Origin of the sequence: Pseudideonella sakaiensis, from assembly GCF_048320135.1 — a bacterium.
GTDB classification, from domain to species: Bacteria; Pseudomonadota; Gammaproteobacteria; order Burkholderiales; family Burkholderiaceae_C; genus Ideonella_A; species Ideonella_A sakaiensis_A.
In genome coordinates, this window is record NZ_CP182947.1 from 4,490,646 (window position 1) to 4,507,791 (window position 17,146).

Annotated in this window: 12 protein-coding genes and 4 pseudogenes; 8 read left to right on the top strand and 8 right to left on the bottom strand. The window is 61.7% G+C overall.

Annotated features, from left to right (window positions below):
• Nucleotides 1–10 precede the first annotated feature (10 nt).
• A complete protein-coding gene (locus tag ACNH6H_RS20605; protein ID WP_418320159.1) occupies nucleotides 11–1,153 on the top strand; it encodes a TIR domain-containing protein in 1,143 nt (380 codons plus the stop codon).
• Nucleotides 1,154–1,377: 224 nt separating this feature from the next.
• Here the strand turns inward: ACNH6H_RS20605 and ACNH6H_RS20610 are convergent, their stop codons facing one another.
• Both ACNH6H_RS20610 and ACNH6H_RS20615 read right to left on the bottom strand, forming a co-directional pair.
• Complete coding sequence (locus ACNH6H_RS20610; protein WP_418315762.1) at nucleotides 1,378–2,814, bottom strand: IS1182 family transposase; 1,437 nt, start codon at nucleotides 2,812–2,814, stop codon at nucleotides 1,378–1,380.
• A gap of 365 nt (nucleotides 2,815–3,179) precedes the next feature.
• Entirely contained in the window at nucleotides 3,180–3,929 is a 750-nt protein-coding gene (locus tag ACNH6H_RS20615; protein WP_418320160.1) for an antitoxin Xre/MbcA/ParS toxin-binding domain-containing protein, read from the bottom strand.
• Nucleotides 3,930–3,964: 35 nt separating this feature from the next.
• Here ACNH6H_RS20615 and ACNH6H_RS20620 point away from each other — a divergent pair.
• Nucleotides 3,965–4,130: pseudogene (locus ACNH6H_RS20620) on the top strand (3-oxoadipyl-CoA thiolase); the annotation flags it as partial.
• Between the two features lie 335 nt (nucleotides 4,131–4,465).
• Nucleotides 4,466–5,376: pseudogene (locus tag ACNH6H_RS20625) on the top strand (TRAP transporter large permease).
• Between the two features lie 299 nt (nucleotides 5,377–5,675).
• On the opposite strand, the pseudogene ACNH6H_RS20630 reads toward ACNH6H_RS20625, so the two are convergent.
• The 6 genes and pseudogenes from ACNH6H_RS20630 to ACNH6H_RS20655 all read right to left on the bottom strand — a co-directional run.
• Nucleotides 5,676–6,829: pseudogene (locus tag ACNH6H_RS20630) on the bottom strand (IS3 family transposase); the annotation flags it as partial.
• A gap of 344 nt (nucleotides 6,830–7,173) precedes the next feature.
• The gene (locus ACNH6H_RS20635; protein WP_418320161.1) at nucleotides 7,174–8,028 is read right to left on the bottom strand and encodes a ParB/RepB/Spo0J family partition protein; all 855 of its coding nucleotides are present in this window, start codon (nucleotides 8,026–8,028) and stop codon (nucleotides 7,174–7,176) included.
• A 542-nt stretch (nucleotides 8,029–8,570) separates the two neighbouring features.
• Nucleotides 8,571–8,906 (bottom strand): annotated as a pseudogene (locus ACNH6H_RS20640) (DNA-binding protein); the annotation flags it as partial.
• A 95-nt stretch (nucleotides 8,907–9,001) separates the two neighbouring features.
• Entirely contained in the window at nucleotides 9,002–9,919 is a 918-nt protein-coding gene (locus tag ACNH6H_RS20645; RefSeq protein WP_418320162.1) for a tyrosine-type recombinase/integrase, read from the bottom strand.
• A 174-nt stretch (nucleotides 9,920–10,093) separates the two neighbouring features.
• A complete protein-coding gene (locus ACNH6H_RS20650) occupies nucleotides 10,094–10,381 on the bottom strand; it encodes a DUF4224 domain-containing protein (RefSeq protein ID WP_418320163.1) in 288 nt (95 codons plus the stop codon).
• 953 nt (nucleotides 10,382–11,334) lie between these two features.
• Nucleotides 11,335–12,264 carry a DMT family transporter gene (locus tag ACNH6H_RS20655; protein ID WP_418320164.1) on the bottom strand — a complete coding sequence of 310 codons (930 nt, stop codon included), beginning with the start codon at nucleotides 12,262–12,264 and terminating at the stop codon, nucleotides 11,335–11,337.
• Nucleotides 12,265–12,465: 201 nt separating this feature from the next.
• Here ACNH6H_RS20655 and ACNH6H_RS20660 point away from each other — a divergent pair, with 201 nt between their 5' ends.
• The 5 genes from ACNH6H_RS20660 (at nucleotide 12,466) to ACNH6H_RS20680 (ending at nucleotide 17,130) form a co-directional block, all read left to right on the top strand.
• Complete coding sequence (locus tag ACNH6H_RS20660) at nucleotides 12,466–13,398, top strand: sigma-54 interaction domain-containing protein (protein ID WP_418320165.1); 933 nt, start codon at nucleotides 12,466–12,468, stop codon at nucleotides 13,396–13,398.
• A 205-nt stretch (nucleotides 13,399–13,603) separates the two neighbouring features.
• Nucleotides 13,604–13,906 (top strand): DUF3467 domain-containing protein, encoded by a 303-nt coding sequence (locus ACNH6H_RS20665; protein WP_418320166.1) that lies wholly within the window; start codon nucleotides 13,604–13,606, stop codon nucleotides 13,904–13,906.
• 9 nt (nucleotides 13,907–13,915) lie between these two features.
• Entirely contained in the window at nucleotides 13,916–14,497 is a 582-nt protein-coding gene (locus ACNH6H_RS20670; protein WP_418320167.1) for a DUF4255 domain-containing protein, read from the top strand.
• 2 nt (nucleotides 14,498–14,499) lie between these two features.
• Nucleotides 14,500–15,255 carry a hypothetical protein gene (locus ACNH6H_RS20675; RefSeq protein ID WP_418320168.1) on the top strand — a complete coding sequence of 252 codons (756 nt, stop codon included), beginning with the start codon at nucleotides 14,500–14,502 and terminating at the stop codon, nucleotides 15,253–15,255.
• A gap of 24 nt (nucleotides 15,256–15,279) precedes the next feature.
• Nucleotides 15,280–17,130: a phage tail sheath family protein gene (locus tag ACNH6H_RS20680; RefSeq protein WP_418320169.1), complete on the top strand. Its 1,851-nt coding sequence runs from the start codon at nucleotides 15,280–15,282 to the stop codon at nucleotides 17,128–17,130.
• Nucleotides 17,131–17,146 lie beyond the last annotated feature (16 nt).

Here is a 17,146-nt window from a genome sequence, read left to right on the forward strand (position 1 = left end):
TGTGGCCACAGTGAACTCAAACACCGAAATCGAATTGCTTGACGCGCGCAGGCGATTGCTTGCGTATGCCGAGTCATATGATGCGGCGCCCGAGACAAATCTCCTGAACGCGATCTGGGAGAAGGCGAAGGAGCTCGGCAAGAGCGCAAGTGGCTCATGGCTCGGCTACCACGCCAATGTCTACTATGCCGACTTTAGGCCACCGCCGGCCGGCGTTCACTTCGATGTGGACAACGGAACAGCCGGCACGTACTTCGCTGGCCCTGACCCCGCCTGGGTCGAGCACACTGGTCAGGAAGTGTTCGATCTACTCATTGACGAAGAGGGCAAGGCGGCGCTGGCCGCTGCAGATCGTCGAGCCGAGGAGGGCTTAGCTCTGCTTACCAGCGTCAGGACAGACGTATCGTCTCTGCTAACGGTCTATCTGAAAACCCACGACGACAAGTTTGCCCGCCGTATCTCGGAGGAAATTGAAACGGCTAAGGTGCTCGACGCGGCCGATATCACCAACGAGATGTCCCCGAAGCGCCAAGTAATCACCCGAGACATGCGCGCTGTCCAGCAGGGCACATGGGCACCGCCTCACATCAAAGTTCAAGCAAGAGTCACAGCGGCGCATCAGCCGGCAGCTCATTGTCATGAACTTGCCGAGAAGCTTGAAAAGTTGGCAGCTCACTTCGCCCGCGTCGCCAGGCTCGATGTCCGGTCCGCTCGCCTCGGTACAAACGTCTTCATTGGCCACGGTCGTTCAGCCGTCTGGCGGGACCTAAAAGACTTCATTCAAGATCGTCTGCGGCTGCCATGGGATGAATTCAACCGGATACCGGTGGCCGGCATCACAAATATCGCTCGTCTCTCCGAGATGCTCGACTCAGCTGCTTGCGCTTTTGTGATCATGACCGCAGAAGACGAACTTGCTGATGGCACGGCACAAGCCCGGATGAATGTCATCCACGAGGTCGGTCTGTTTCAAGGCCGGCTGGGCTTTACTAAGGCAATTGTGTTGCTCGAAGATGGATGTCAAGAATTCAGCAATATTCAAGGCTTGGGGCAGATTCGATTTCCCAAAGGCGCCATTTCGGCAAAGTTTGAGGAGATTAGGCAGGTTCTCGAGCGGGAAGGTGTTATCGAAGGCCTTAAAAATGCACTCTAGCCTCTTGGTCGAGCCGACAAAGTGGAGCAAGTTGTACTTCACAGCTCACCACGAACGTTGATCGGTAGCTTCAGGGAATCGATTTCGTACTCATCGATGACTGCAACGGGTCGAGGCCGTGTGGAAACTCGGTTTTCCGATCACCTGAGCAGACCAACGCGATGGCCAGGCGGCAATCTCTGAACTTGCCCCGCGCGAAGAACTTTTAGGTGAGGGCGGGCGCCCTATGCCCTCATCGCTGCGATCAGCGGCCCAGTGCCGAGGATCTTGATCATCCGCTTTAGGTTGTAGGCCAGAACCTGCAAGCTCATCTCGGTTTTCACGCGAGGCAGCGTACGGCTCAGGAAATGACTCGATCCCATCCAGGCCTTGAGCGTTCCGAACACATGCTCGACGGTCTGCCTTCGTTGCTTCATGGCTTCGGGCGCGCGCTCCAGCCGTTCTTGAACGACATCTAGGATGTCGTCGTGCTCCCAGCGGGCGATACGGCGATTCTTGCTCGTCGTGCACTGTGGCTTCATCGGGCACTGTGGGCAGTCTGACGACCAATACTTGTGCAGGATCTTGCCCCTCTCCTCGGATGTAAACCTGTGGATGGCAATCCGCCCGGCCGGGCACCGGTATTCGTCTTTCTCGCCGTCGTAGACGAAATCCCGCTTGTCGAAGAGCCCGTCGGCCAGGTTGTTCGAAGTCATCGGCTTGGGAACGACTGCGGCCACACCCGAGCGCTCGCACTCCAGGATCTCGTAGCCTTCGTAATACCCGCGATCGGCCAGCGCAATCAGCTTGTCCTCGCCGGTGGCTGCCTTGGCAAGCTTGGCCATGTTCGCCAGTTGGTCCCTGTCATGGCCAACGTTGGTGACCTCGTGGGCCACGATCAGGTGGTGCTTGGCATCCACGACCGTCTGGACGTTGTAGCCCACCACGCCAGTGCCTCGGCCGCTGGTGGCCATCGAGCGTGCATCCGGATCGGTCAACGAGATCTGCCCGTCCTCGGACACCTTCATTTGCTCACCGATCGCCTCCAGCGCCTTCATCTGCTGCTTGACCTTGGTGATCTTCTCCTTGAGGTGCGCAACTCGGCCAGGCAGAACGGCCGTGGCATCACGGTCGGCGCGGTCGAGCTCAACCAGGTAGCGCTTGATGCTGCTTTCGAGTTGTTCGATTCGCGCCTGAAGCTTGCGGTCGGTGAAGTTCTTGTCGCGGCTGTTGACCGCTTTGAACTTGCTGCCATCAATGGCGACGACGCCGTCGGTGAAGAGCTTCATCCGGCGGCAAAGCAGAACGAACTCCTTGCAGACTTTGCCGATGGCATCACCGTTGTCACGGCGGAAGTCGGCGATGGTCTTGAAGTCCGGCGCCAAGCGCCCGGTCAGCCAGATGAGTTCGAGATTGCGCTGTGCTTCGGTCTCCAGGCGTCGGCTCGACTGCACACGGTTGAGGTAGCCGTAGACATAGATCTTGAGCAGCGTCGCCGGGCTGTACCCCGGCCGACCCGTCTCTGCAGGATTGGCACGATCGAAGCCCAGCTTCCTCAGATCTAGTTCGTCGACGAAGACATCGATGACGCGAACCGTGTTGTCCTCATGAATCCAGTCATCCAGTTGCTCGGGGAAGAGGACGCTCTGCGTTCGGTCTTGGCCTTCGACGTATCGCCCCATCGATCACTCCTGTCGTCGCTACTGGAGATATGACACAACTGGTGCCGAAGAGTTTCCACACAGCCTCGGCCGATTCGAGTCTGTCGGGCGAACAAGGACCGGTCGTTCAAGGTGCGAGGCCGTGCAGTGGCGTCGCGAGGGTCAGCTGTCCCCCGCATTGCTGACGCTCATGGGGGCGCCGGCCGCAAAACTGAATGTCGGCTCGATGGCGCTCACGGTGAGTCGGGCCTAGTACGGCGACCGGCTCCTCACGCTGCGCAGCTGTCGTTAGCAATCGAAGATGGCCCCATCCCGAGTTGGCCACTGGGTGCTCAACTCGACGAAAGTCGGCAGTTCCGCCGTGCCGTTGACTATGCGCCAACGCATCACTGGTACGCCCCGCTGTCGATGGCGCCGATGAGCTGAGTCACGACCTTGAGCCCAGTCGGAGTGCCAATGAGGTCGGCCGGTTTGCGGCCGCCCAACGCGGGTTGCGGACGCTCGATCCATTGGCCGAGCCAACGGGCGGCGTCGAAGTCCCTCGCTTCGGCTGCAGTCGAGTTTTCTATGGTTTCCTTGGTGGTGGCCAGTAGCCTTGCCAGACCCAGCGCCGCCTGCCCGCCGGCGCCAGCAATTCGCTCATTCGCTGCTACCTTCCTCGCCACCGCTGCCTTGGAAATGCCGACGATGTCAAACATTCGCGCCGCCGGTATGTGCATGTGCACCGATAGATCCTGCAGAAACATGGCGTCGATGCCGCGCCGCTCGAGTTCGATCATCTCCATCGGGGTGGCTGATGCAACGCGCTCGGCGAAGAAGTGGATGCCTTTCGCACGCACGTAGTTGATCAAGATGGTCTCGGCTCCGGGCCGGACGGTCTTGTTCCGCTTCACAGTGCCAGACGTCGCGGTGATTCTCGCCATGGTCGTCACGACCAATATCTTGGGCTCATACCAGCTTCCTTTTGAAGGTTCGCCAAGGCAATGCCCGTCGCGCGAGCCCTCCAGAGCGAGTCCTCGTATGCAACTCCATTCTGCACACCAGCATCGTGCGGCGCGATCCCTGAAAGCCACGCCCGCATCATCAGGATGGCACAGTTGGTAACGACGGCAAATGGCCGTGACGAAAACGGTCACTGCCGTCCGCACTTGTTTGCAAGACCACGTTCTTTAACCCCAACGGTGGTGTCATCGCGCTAGGCCATCCGCTCGGCGCCAGCGGCGTACGGTTGGCGACGACGGCGGTTTACCAGTTGCATCGCAGCGGCGGGCGCTACGCCTTGTGCACGATATAGCGGTGTGGGCCAGGGCATCGCGCTTGTGCAGGAGCGGGTCTAGCAAGAGCCGGTCGAGAGCCGCGAGCCGGCTCGCGTGTCGCCTCATGGCGCGATAACCCATGGTAATTGACTTCATTACTTGTGATGCGACAGCCTTGAAGGCACTCGCTAGCATGCATTGCATCTGCACCATTTTCAAGGCGCGCGCAGCGAAAGCAACACTGGACCCGCCACCTGGAGACCAATGCCGATGCAAAAAGAACAGAATCAGTATGTCGAAGGCCAATCGCGGGTCGGCTTTCCGGTGCTCCGGCCTCGACGAGTTCGGCGAATGACACTGTCGGGCACAGCGGGTACGAGGCCGCCAATGCCTGGCTCGGCCATCTGAAGGGTGGGCTGGCGCACGCCACCGTCGCTGCTTCCGGCCTGTTTGCGGCGATCTCCGGCAGTTCGATCGCAACCGCCGCGACCATGACCAAGGTGGCGATCTCGCCGATGCGCCGGCTCGGCTACCACGACCGCTTGTCGACCGGGGCGGTGGCCTCGGGCGGGGTGCTGGGTGTGCTGATACCGCCCTCGTGCCGTTGGTGATCTTCGGCCTGCTGACCGATACCGACATCCGCAAACTCTTTATCGCGACCATCATCCCGGGCATCGTGCTGCTGCTGCTGTTCATTGCTGCGGTCTGGATCACCGTCGCCCTGAATCCAAAGCTCGGCCCGAGCGGCGTGGCCATGCCAATCCGTCAGCGGGTGCGGGCGTTGCGCGGCGTCTGGTCGACCGTGCGGTTGCTCGTCTTCGTGATGGGCGGCCTGTATGGCGGCAGCTTCACCGCCACCGAATGTGCCGCGATGGGCGCCGTCGGCGCGCTGGTGATCGCGCTGGCGCGCCGCAAGCTCAGCCTAGCGGGCGTGATCGAGTGTTTGAAGGAAACTGCGTTCACGACAGCGATGATTTTTGCCATCGTGTTCGGCGCGCTTGCGTTCAGCAATTTCATCACGCTGTCGGGCTTGACCTACGAGCTGGTCAACTGGATCCAGACCAGCGGCCTTTCCGTCACCGGCGTGTTGCTGGCGATGGTCGTGATCTACCTCCGGTTCGGCATCTTCGTCGTCATGATGATAGAGATCGACATGTTGTCGCCACCGGTTGACATGAACGTATTCACCGTCAAGACGCTGCTGCCCGAGGTGAAGCTGTCGACCATCTTCCGCGGTGTGATGCCGTTCATCGCCGCCAACATGGTTGCGGTCGGGTTGATCATCGCCTGGCCGCAGATCGTGCTGGCGCCGCTGCGCTGGTTTTGACGAATCCGTCAGGGTGGCGCAGCAGCGCGCTCTCGATCACCTGTGCGAAAAGGTTGGTGGCAGGCAATGATGGCAACGGCGGTCGGTGAGCCCGACGGCTATGCCGGTGACCTGCCGGTGGCCTGGACTTACCCCGTTTCCACGGACAGGTATCGGCTTGATTCTCAAGCCGGGCTTGCGTGCTTGGTGAGCACAGGTGCAGGGTTATCCACCGGCGGCGTGGCGCATGCCACGCTGGCGCCGACGGTGGGTAACCCGTGTTGGGTGCACGACGGTCGAGTGCCTCGGTCGATCTGATGTTTCCTCTCAAAGTTGGCGGGCGACAGGTAGCCGATTCCAGAATGCCGGCGGCGAGGGTTGTACCAACCTTCGATGTACGTGAACAGCGCGGTGCGGGCCTCCGCCTTCGTCTTGAAGCTGCGCCGGTCGATCAGCTCGCATTCGAGGGTGGCGAAGAAGCTCTCGGCCATGGCGTTGTCGTACGCATCGCCCACGCTGCCCATCGACGGGCGAACGCCGAACTCGGCGCAGCGCTTGCCGAAGGCAACGCTTGTGTATTGACTGCCCTGATCGCTGTGATGGATCACCCCGTCCGGCTTACGCTGGCCGATTGCCATGTTCAAGGCCGCGAGCACCAGTTCGGCGGTCATGCGTTCGCCGATCGACCAACCCACCACGCGGCGGCTCCACACATCCAGAACGACCGCCAAGTAGATGAATCCTGCCCAGGTCGGCACATAGGTCATATCTGCGACCCAGAGCTGATTGGCCGTCTCGGCCTTGAACGTGCGATTGACGAGATCTGGCGCCGGGCGCTGCTTGTCGTCGCGTTGCGTCGTGACCGTGAAGGCTCGCCGCCTGCTGACGCCTCGCAAGTCGGCCGCTCGCATCAGCCGCGCAATGCGCTTGCCGCCAACGCGTATTCCGTGCTCTGCCAATTCGAATCGAATGCGCGGCATACCGTAGGTCGCATCCGACTCGGCATGGATCGTTCGAATGCGTTCGCTGAGCACCGCATCGTCCATCGCCCGTCGCGAGGGTGGTCGATGCAACCAGTCATAAAAACCGCTGTGCGAGACACCGAGCACGCGGCACATCTTGCGCACGGGAAAGACGGCCTGGTTCGCGTTCATGAGTTCGAAGACGGTGTGAACGTCTTGTCGCCCTTCGCGGCGAACCAGGCCGTAGCCTTTGCCAAGATGTCGCGCTCCATCTGGACTTGGCGCAACTGGCGGCGCAGGCGAGCGAGCTCTTCACGTTCGGCATTGCTCAGTGCCTGCGAGTTCGGCTTGGTGCGCGCCTCGCTACTGCCAGCAAGGCCGACCCAGTTGGTGATGGTCTGCGCGGTGACGCCGAACTCGCGCGCCAGTTCAGCAGGCGAGCGGCCGGCGAGAACCAGCTCAATCATTTGTTGCCGAAATTCGGCAGGGTACGGAGGTCGGGTTCGGGCCATGGCGGACTCCTTGTCTTCGCAGATTAAGGTGTCCGTGAAAGCGGGGCAACTTCAACCTTCGCGTCGCTGAAGCCGGGTCCTACAGCGGATGGTGCCGAAATTGCGGGCTTCGCGGCCCGCACATTGCTTGCCGAGCGGTGCCGGCGGTGCCGAAACGCAAACCCGGTCGAGCGGCATGGTCGATCCTGGCTCATCGATACTGGCCTTGATGGTGCACCTACATGTCACGACTTCTTTCGACGGTGTCGGACGATCCGGCTGATTCAAGCATTCATCGATCAACCTGATAGGGCATTTTGGCATTTGCGCAAGACGCCTTGTCGGAGAGGGGGCTATCCGTTCCTTTATCCCGGGGAGCACCCCTTGCCTTTGAGTGCCGGTCCGGGATGGAGTTTGATTGTCTTGCATGCTTCAACTACCAATTCAATGCTCTCCGCGGTCAATGCCCCCACAAAAATGAGCTTTGATCTTGCGCCTAGGTGAAGATGTCCGACGATTCCTCCTCCTTCCGATTTCAGTTCTTTTGGCTCCGCGGGAATTAGTTCATCGCATCGCATCGTAATATATTCTGAGATATTTTTTGCTGATGCCTTTCCCGAATCTTCAGTTGCAACGTCCAGTCGGATTGCCAACTCGCCTTTGGAAAGATCCCCCTCTGCTTTTCCTTGAAAGAACCTGTGAAGATGCGAAACTTCGCTGTATGGGATTCTCGTGGGACATCCGAACGCATTGAGAACCCGAGGTGGCAAGCTCGCGCACTGAATTGCACGGGTAATATCCGATGCTGGCGCATGCAAAGCTTTAGCTAATTCACCTTTGTTTTTGAATAAACTCAACACAGATCTGTAGGCTTGCCCTTGCTCGAAGGGGCTGAGTTCGTTCCGGCAGGTGTTTTCCCGTAGCATATTCAAAGCTGCGTTTTCATCGGAGAGGTTTTCGATTATTACAGCGCGAACTGGCAATTGGAGTTCTCTGCACGCCCGAAGGCGCCGCGCGCCGCATACCAGTTCGTACTTGATGTGCTCTGATGCATCACCTGCCACTGATCGGACTGTAATCGCCACGCTATTCCCCATCGAGGCGTTGATGCTATTCTTGAGATCTTGATAGCAGCTGTCGCTAAAGGAGGTTTCGTGCCGATGGTACCATCGCTGCCGGACGCTCGATGGATTAATAACTTCAACTGTAGATTCTTGCATATATATTGATCGGCGTTAAACTGCCGATACGGAGGTTGGAGAAAGAAACTGCCGAACCAGGCGAGGCAATAGGGGTCCTCCGAGGATGGAAGTGCCTCATATTTGCCCATCTCGCCTGAGGGTCGGTACGAAGCGATGGTGATGGCTTCGAGTTCTCTGATGCGATCCTGCGCCACCGTTTCACGGTGATGGCTGTCGCTCAGTCGATCCGCTAATCCCTGCCGAATCGCTTTTTCTACGGAAATATCGTTTTCTGCGGCATGCAGTTCGTCGCGCATTTTTTCCATTGACAATTTCATGTCGCAGAGTTCCTGCTGCATCCTGCTTCTTTCTGCCTTCCAGATATCCTCGGAGAGTTGCGACCGGATCAGATCGGACATGGTCGATCGGCATTTCGCCTGGTTGCTGAGGAGTTCTGATCTGAGTCGGTCGATTTCATGATCTTTCGTGTGAAGCATTCCGTTGGCGGCTTCAATCTGCATGGCTGATTTGTTAGTTTTTTCGATCAGCATGGCGACCTCTTCTCCTTTAAAGGCGAGTTCTTGGGCCGCTCCCTTCAAATCTTCTGCAAATGCGTCGCGCTCGAACCTCATCTGGTCTGCAGCCTCGTTGCAGGCCATTTTCAAGGTCTTAAGTGCAGATTCAATGACCGCCGGTGAAAAATCCCTGGGCGTCAATGCTTTGCGGGCTTTCCACCGCTCCAGCGCCGGAATGATCACATCGCGCGTGCCCCGACCGAGGATTGCTCGCACATTTGCGAAGGTGGGAATCGCGTCCTTTCCACTGCAAGTTGTTGCGACGTGATCCGCCGCAGCGTGAATCTCTTCTTCTGAAACCGACGGCTTCCGTCCCCTTGTTTCAATTCGTTCTTCGTGCATGCTCTGCCTTTCTGGGAGTCACTCAAGTTGTCTTGGATGGGAGGCTTTTTCGGAACTATTTCGAAATTGCTTTCCGAAATGGTGATGGAAACGTGTCAGCGGGCTGGTTTTGCGCTGCGTGTGCGGCGCCGGTCGTAGACTTGATCGATCAACTTCGAATTGCTGTGCAACGTTGCATCTTGGGTGTCACTGTGACCGGCGGCCAGTTTGTCGGTGACGCCTTTGGGGCGCTGGTCCTGGAGGCTGAACCGTTCGAAGGAAACTCCGTCTTGCTTTGCTTGCTCTACGCATGCATCCATCAAGCGCCTGAGCGTTGCTTTCCATCCGCCCCGGGTATAGCGGCTGCCTTTCTGCGTACCGAAGACGAACTCGCTTGGAGATGAGCGGAGGCTGCGAGCCTCGTCGATGACGGCTTTCAATTCTGGTGACCAACTGATCAGAACAGCCCGTTTGAAATCGGCAGCCTGACGCTTCCCGCCAACCCAATGAATACCGTCTTCGTTGATGTCTTCGACGCGAAGATCGAGCACTTCGGCTGACCGGCGGACACATAGATACCCTGTCCTCAGGCAGAGGGCTGCCATGTGTGAGGCGCCCCCCACCCGACGGCCGACCTGCATCGTCAGGTCCAACTCCTCATCCGCGACATAGCGTGAACTCGGCGCGGTCGGCAGTTTCTCGAGATCGCGCATGGGATTGATGTCAACGATTCCCTTTCGCACTGCACGCTGAAGGATGAGATGCAGGAGTGCGATCTCCTTGTTGCCCTTCGGGCCCCGGCCGAGGGCGTCACATTTGTCGAGATAGTCGTAGCCGTGGTGAGTCTTGATGTCTCTGATGGCCATTTCGCCAAAGACGCGGCGCAGGTTTTCGGCTTCGCGTCGGTTTTCGGCGATCGTGGTTGCCGCCCGTTTGCGCAAGCTCTTTGCGGGCAGGCTGCTTTGCCAGGCAAACCAGTCGACGATCAAATCTGCAATGGTTTCTAGATCCGAGCCGTCGTCCGAACGGCTCAATGCTCGCCGAATGGCCTTCCTTGCGCAGATTCGCAATCTTCTTGCGGTCGTCGATGGCGCACCTGAGTCGGAATGACCAACTGCCATCCGCACACTTGTATCCAATTGAATAGAAGCGGATGCCCCTTCTCTCGTAGACTCGATGTGGCAAGCCATCGTTTGTTTTCCGGTTTCTCATGTGAAGTCATCCAGTCTTTCTAGAGCGTCTAAACGAGGCTTCGGAGCCGACTCAGCGGGCAGCCGATGAGCCATGCGATCGACGAACACTGCGCGGGCAACGCGCGGGTACGACCCTCGCCCGTTTGCGTTCACATATGGCCAACCGTGGCGGTCGAGCCACTGTCGCTGCCGGGCCGGTTGGGTGGATCCGGTCAAAATGCAGACTTCATCTCGCGTCAGCAGGAGCGCACCGCCTTCCTCGACGAGGTGCATACGTTGTTGAGGACTTGTTGATTCGGCCATGGTTGCGGTTCCTGTGGCAGGAATTTTCCTGACCAAGAACCCAAATACCCCCCTCAGACCCAATCCCAGATGCGACCCAGTTTTCGACGATTTTTTATGGATACCTGCTTCTGAACACGGTGGTTGCCATGTCAAAAAAGAACGTTTCAAGCGAGAGGCAATGCGCGCAGCGCATGTGTGAAATCGAAGAAGGCACGAGGAAGGTCAGGCCAGACGTCTATTCCGTCGATGAGGTGGCCGCGAGATACGGGGTCCATCGCGACACGGTGTACAAAGGGGTCCGATCAAACAGCCCTTTGTTTCCGACGCCACGCCGTGATGGGTCGGGCCCCAAGGCATCGATTTACTTCACTCCCGACGCCGTGCATGCCTGCGACGTGCGGAGGATTGCGTTCTACAAAACCACGCCGTCTTGGCACGAGATGTACGGCGATGGGTTCAAGTCGGCGCCCCCCAGAAGAGCCGCTCGGGATGTGATCGGCAGCCTTCAGCAAGCCTCTGTGGAGAGCGATCTTCGGCCGAGTTGATGCTGGACGCCGGATGGTCCCGTGTTCCGCTCGATGTGAAATTCGAGCCTGTGGGACCGGTGCAGGGTGGGGGTCGCACTTTGGAATTCGATCTGGGCATCCGGGCGGAAATCTGCAGGTTTCAGCACGTTTTTGGAATACGAATCGCCCGCAAACCCGCGTGGATGCTCGTTCGACCCCCGGCCTGTCACGCCGGGGGTCGCGGGTTCGAGTCCCGTCCACTCCGCCAACATTGATGAGGGTCTACCTCGAGAAATGCCCACCGATCGGTGGGCATTTTTTATTCCGGATTCGAATACGCGCGCTTTCCGGATGACGCACCGAGCTCGCCATCGATGAGCCGACTGCGTTGCCCAGGTGCTGGGACCATTCGAACTGCGGATCGCGATGAAGAGGAGATTGGCGGGCCCGTGAAACGAACTCCTCTTACTCCGCCACCGTATCGGCCTGCACCGCGCTGACCGGCCGCTGTTTCTCGGCCGCGGCTCGCACGTTCAGCCAGGCGCTGGCGGCGCCGCAGACGGCGATGATCGCCATGCCGATCCAGCCCCAGGCGTCGGGCACGACGCCGAAGACGATGAAGCCGGCCAGTGCCGCGACCGCCAGTTGCACATACTGGAACGGCATCAGCGTCGATGCCGGCGCCTTGCCGAGCGCCATGATCAGCAGCAGGTGGCCGGTGGTGCCGAGTGCAGCCACCGCCAGCAGCGCGCCGACCTGCAGCGCCGGTGCGGCCATCAGCTTGTCGAAGGGATCGATGACGCTGGCCAGCAGAATCGGCGTCGCGATCGCCATCCCGGTCGCGCCGGTGTAGAAATTGGTCGTGAACGGATCCTCGTGTGGTGCATAGCGGCTGGTCATGATCTGGAAGGCCGCGTTCGAGAATGCGGCGACCAGCGGCAGCAGCGCCGCCCAGCCGATCAGGCCGCTGCCCGGCCGCACGACGATCAACGCGCCGATGAAGCCGCCGCATACCAGCGCCCAGCGCAGCAGCGAGACCTGCTCCTTCAGCCAGATGCGTGCGACCAGCGTTGCGATCAGCGGCGTCAGCATCACGATCGCGGTGAATTCGGCGACCGGCATCCGGCGCAGCGCGGCAAAGGCGATCGCCGATGAAAACGCGAGCAGCGCACCGCGCGCGATCTGGAACATCGGATTGGCGCTGCGAAAGGAGCGCCGCTTCGACAGCGCGATCCACAAGGTCATGATCGCCGCGTGCAGGCCATAACGGGTCCACAACACCAGCGCGACAGAAAAGTAGGCGCCGACAAAACGCACCGTCGTGTCCATCGTCGCGAAGCAACTCGCGGCGCCGATCACCAGCGCGATGCCGAGCAGGGGTTGAGGTGTATTCACGCGCTGATCGCGGTTGGCCGCTTCGATTCTTGTTCGTTTGAGTGCCTGCGCGAGGTGGCCTGGCCTTGCCCTGTCGATGCAGCAGACCCCTAGACTATAGGATGGTGCTGCAGCGGTGCAGCGCCTATTCTTCAATGCCGGCTTGGCCCACGGCTACACGAGCCGCACCATGGACGTTCGATGTCCTCCCAAGCTGTATCAATGCCCCGGCCGTTGCCCAGCAGCGGCTCCATCGAAGCCGCGCTGTCGGCCATCGTCGGCGTCAGTGAATCGATCTGCGCGTTGCGCCGTCTGCTGCCCCGGCTCGCCGCGGCGGACTGCAGCGTGCTGATCACCGGCGAAACCGGCACCGGCAAGGAATGCGTCGCGCAGGCGCTGCACCAGGTCGGCCCTCGGCATCACGCGCCGCTGGTATCGATCAATTGCGCGGCGCTTCCGGAATCGCTGCTCGACAGCGAATTGTTCGGCTATGAACGCGGTGCCTTCACCGGCGCCAACAGTGCCTACCCGGGCAAGATCACGCTGGCCGAAGGCGGAACGCTTTTTCTTGATGAGATCGGCGACATGCCGCTGCCGGCACAGGCCAAGCTGCTGCGCGTGCTCGAGACGCACGAGGTATTCCCGATCGGCGCGCGGCGCAGCCGCCGCGTCGATTTCCGCGTCGTCGCCGCCACCCATGGCGCGCTCGAGCAACTGGTGCGCAACGGTCGATTTCGGGCCGACCTGTTCTACCGGTTGAATGTCGCGCGTGTCGAACTGGCGCCGCTGCGCGAACGGCGCGAAGACGTGGCCGTGCTGTTCGAACATTTTGCGCGTCAGCTGGCCGCACGAAGCCGCTTCGGGCGGCTGCGGCTGCAACCTGCGGCGCTGGCCCGTTTGTGCCAGCACGAATGGCCTGGCAATGCACGCGAACTGCGCAACCTTGTCGAGGCCGCCTGCATCGTCTTCGAAGGCGAGGCCTTGCACGCCGACGAGCTGCCGCTGCCGGCGCCGAGTGGCGATGCCGACGAATCGACACGCATCGTCGAAGCCCTCGAGCGCTGCGAATGGAACCGCAGCAAGGCGGCTGCGCTGCTGCATTGGTCGCGGATGACGCTGTACCGCAAGATGAAGCACCTGCACATCGGCCACTGAGCCTGTTGGCAGCGATGTAACGCGCACTGTCACAGCGGGCTGTGACAGTGCAATGCGCTGAATTCGCTGGTCTTTTCCGATCCGCTGTCACATGAGCGCTGTGACATCAGGCGCCGACGATGCCTGGCCTGGTGCGCCAAGTGCCTGATTCGCAAACGAATTTTCCGAATCGCTCGGCTGGCACGCGTTCTGCACCACAACGGCCATGCAAGCGCGAGCCGGCACCTCTTCGGATCTCGACCGCCTCGGCATTGAAGCCGATCCGCGCGGCTTCGACTATGTCAATCATTTCGAAGTCGGCTTCGGCCACTTCGAAGTGCTGTTGCGCTTCGCGCAGGCCTTCGACGGCACCGAGGTGCAGATGCGCCGCACCAGCGTCGTGATGACGCCGGCTTATGCGAAGGCGCTGCTGCTGATGCTGTCGTCGGCGATCGACCGCTTCGAAGCCGTTCATGGCGAACTGCCGGTGGCCGGTGCCGCCAGCAACGATCCGGCGGCAGCGCCATGAGGATCATCGATGGCCAATGAATTTGCGCTGATCTCGCTGGCCGATTCGCTGGCCGCGCGGCTGACCAACGCCTATCCGGCCGAACTGCAGGCGGTGCATCCGTGCAGCTTCCAGTCGGTCGGTTCGGGCGGCCTGCTCGCCGACCTGGGTAGCGAAGGTGCGGTGCTCAGCGTCTGGCCGCACCGGGTCACCGTCAACGAACAATTGCGCAACGTACGCCCGGCGCCATTGCCGACGCCGGGGCGGCGCAACCGGCCGCTGGCGCTCGACGTGCACTTGCTGCTGTCGGTGTGGAGCGGCAGCGCCGCGACCGAACTGATCGTGCTGGCCTGGGTGATGCGCGAACTGCACCGCGAGCCGGTCCTCGATGCGTCCGCCCTGTCCGGCAACGGCGGCTGGCGCGACGACGAGGTGGTGCAACTGGTACCGGCGGAGATGAGCGTCGAGGACATGATGCGTCTGTGGGAGGCGATCACGCCGTCTTACCGCATCAGCGTGCCCTACGTGGCCCGCATCGTCGCGATCGACCTCGAAGAAGACGAGGCCGCGCCGGTGCTGGCGCGCCGCTTCGACTATGCGAAGGCGGGGTGAGCGTGGACCAGCCGACGATCATCGAATCCGACGTTCGCCGCATCTGGGGCGCGGTGCGCTTCGTCGATGCGGCTTCGGCTCGAACGATCGAAGGCCCGCTCGCATTGAGCGCGCCCGGCGCGCGCTGGCAGCGCAACCACGCGCACCTGCATGTGCTGATGCAACTCGACCAGCCAGCCGAGCGGCAGACCGAATTCGACGCCTACGAGGCGGCCTTCGACGTGCTGCCGGCGGTCGGGCCGACCGTCGTCAGCGCCAGTGTCAGCGATCCGGCCGGGCGCTACCTGCCGCGCCGCTTCGAGGTCGCGCTGCCACGTGACGTCGATCCGGCCGGGCCGACGGCGCCGCGCTTCAACCCGCTCGACGTGATCCTCGACGCCGCACCTGCCGCGCCGTTGCTGCCGACCTGGGCGGTACTGCGTGTCAGCGTCTTCCGCAACGGCCAGCCGGCGGCCAATGCGGTCTTGCGGCTGCAACCGGCCGGCGGCGGCGCGCTGCTCGGTCGCGGCCTCAGCGACGCGCGCGGCGAGGCTCTGGTGATCGCCGCCGGCATCGCTCAAATGAGCGTCGGCGCCGGCGACATCGTCGTCACCCGCGAAGTGCCCGCCGAACTGGTGGTCAGCTTCGATCCCGCTGCACCGGCCGATTTGCCGGTGAATCCGGACGCGCTGGCGGTGCGCGCGGACGTCATCCGCCACACCGTCGCCCTCGACCTCGCCAGCGGCCGCACCGACACGCTGCGCATAGCCCTGCCCTGAACGCGCAAACCAAGGAGAAGCACCGTGCCCGAATATCTTGCCCCTGGTGTCTACGTCGAAGAAACCTCGTTCCGCGCCAAGTCGATCGAAGGCGTCGGCACCAGCACCACCGCCTTCGCCGGCCCGACACGCAAGGGCCCGCTGGCGACGACCGAACTGCTGCCCGAGATCCTGACCAGTTATGCCGACTTCGAGCGCATCTATGGCGGACTGTCCGACCTGCAGCTCGCGGTCGCCAATGCCGCCGATGCGCGGCCGATCAACTACCTGGCCCATGCGGTGCGCGCCTATTTCAACGAAGGCGGTTCGCGCCTTTATGTCGCGCGCGTCTTCCTCGCCGACGGCGGTGCCGGAACGGCCAGCAGCGCCGACCTGCGCGTCGGTGCTGCACTGCCCGCCGAGGACGACAGCAACCGCATCCGTTTTGTCGCCCGTTTTCCGGGGCGTTGCGGCAATGGCGCGCTGCCGACTCCTGAACAGCCGCGCCTGAGCGGCGTCCAGACGCGCGAGATCGTCGCACCGGCGCCGCAGCGCGTGCTCGACAGCGCGCCGGGCGGCTCGATCGTGCGCACCGGCGCCGGCCCGTTCACCTATTTCCTGAAACGCGACAGCCAGTGGTTCCAGATGGCCGACGATGGCAGCGTTGCCGCCGATGCCGCTGCGGCCGATGCAGCAGCGCTGGCCGACGCCTCGCTGATCACGCTGGCCGTCATCACCACCGACGCCGACGGGCAAGGCCTGGCGATCGACGACATGGGCTACGACCGCAACCATCCGCGCTGGGTCGGCACGGTGATGGCACGGATGCCGAACCGCCGCGTCGACCAGATCGAAAACCTGTACGCACTCGACATCGGCACCGCGGTCAACGGCCGCGCGTTGCTCAATGCACTGTTTCCCGATGCGCAGAATACCGGCGCCGATGCGGCCGCCACCGACGCGCTGCGCCGCAACGGCCGCCGCGGCTCGTTCGTGCTCACTGGCGGCAATGATGGCGCGATGCCGACCGACGCGGCCTATGCACCGGCATTCGCCGCGCTGGCGAAGATCGACGACATCGCGATCGTCGCTGCGCCAGGCAGCAGCGCCTATGTCGCGCGCGATGCGATCCGCAACGCGCTGATCACCCATGCCGAAGGCCGGCGCATGTACCGCATCGCGGTGCTCGATACCGATGCCGGGCTGAACGCCGGCGGCGCGCGAACCGCCCGCTCGACGATCGATTCGAAATATGCGGCGCTGTACTACCCGTGGGTGGTGATCGCCAACCCGAATGCCCGGCCGGGCCGCGAGGACATCCCGCGCGAGATCGCGTTGCCGCCATCGGGATTCCTGTGCGGCATCTATGCCCGCAACGATACCGAGCGCGGCGTGCACAAGGCGCCCGCCAACGAGGTGGTGCGCAGCGCATTGCGCTTCGAGCGCGAGGTCGCATTCGGCGAGCAGGAAATGCTCAATCCGCTCGGCGTCAACTGCCTGCGCTTCTTCCCGGGCCGCGGCTTCCGCGTCTGGGGCGCGCGCACCGCAAGCAGCGACCCGGAATGGAAATACGTGAACATCCGGCGCTATTTCAACTACCTCGAAGCGTCGATCGACCGCAGCACGCAGTGGGCGGTGTTCGAGCCGAACGGCGAGCGGCTGTGGGCCAATATCCGCGAGACCATCGGCTCCTTCCTGTTCAACGAATGGCGCAACGGCGCGCTGCTCGGCGCCAAGCCCGAGAACGCCTATTTCGTCCGCTGCGACCGCTCGACGATGACGCAGAACGACCTCGACAACGGCCGCCTCGTCTGCCTGATCGGCGTCGCCGCGGTCAAGCCGGCCGAGTTCGTCATCTTCCGCATCGGCCAGAAGACCGCCGACGCCCGAGATTGATCGCGCGCTGCACAAC

Excerpts from the sequence above, each read along its gene's own strand:
- ACNH6H_RS20650 (WP_418320163.1), bottom strand. The coding sequence starts at position 10,381 with ATGGCCGAATCAACAAGTCCTCAACAACGTATGCACCTCGTCGAGGAA.
- ACNH6H_RS20610 (WP_418315762.1), bottom strand. The coding sequence starts at position 2,814 with ATGGGGCGATACGTCGAAGGCCAAGACCGAACGCAGAGCGTCCTCTTC.
- ACNH6H_RS20635 (WP_418320161.1), bottom strand. The coding sequence starts at position 8,028 with ATGCAAGAATCTACAGTTGAAGTTATTAATCCATCGAGCGTCCGGCAG.
- ACNH6H_RS20665 (WP_418320166.1), top strand. The coding sequence starts at position 13,604 with ATGCAAGCGCGAGCCGGCACCTCTTCGGATCTCGACCGCCTCGGCATT.
- ACNH6H_RS20670 (WP_418320167.1), top strand. The coding sequence starts at position 13,916 with ATGGCCAATGAATTTGCGCTGATCTCGCTGGCCGATTCGCTGGCCGCG.
- ACNH6H_RS20660 (WP_418320165.1), top strand. The coding sequence starts at position 12,466 with ATGCCCCGGCCGTTGCCCAGCAGCGGCTCCATCGAAGCCGCGCTGTCG.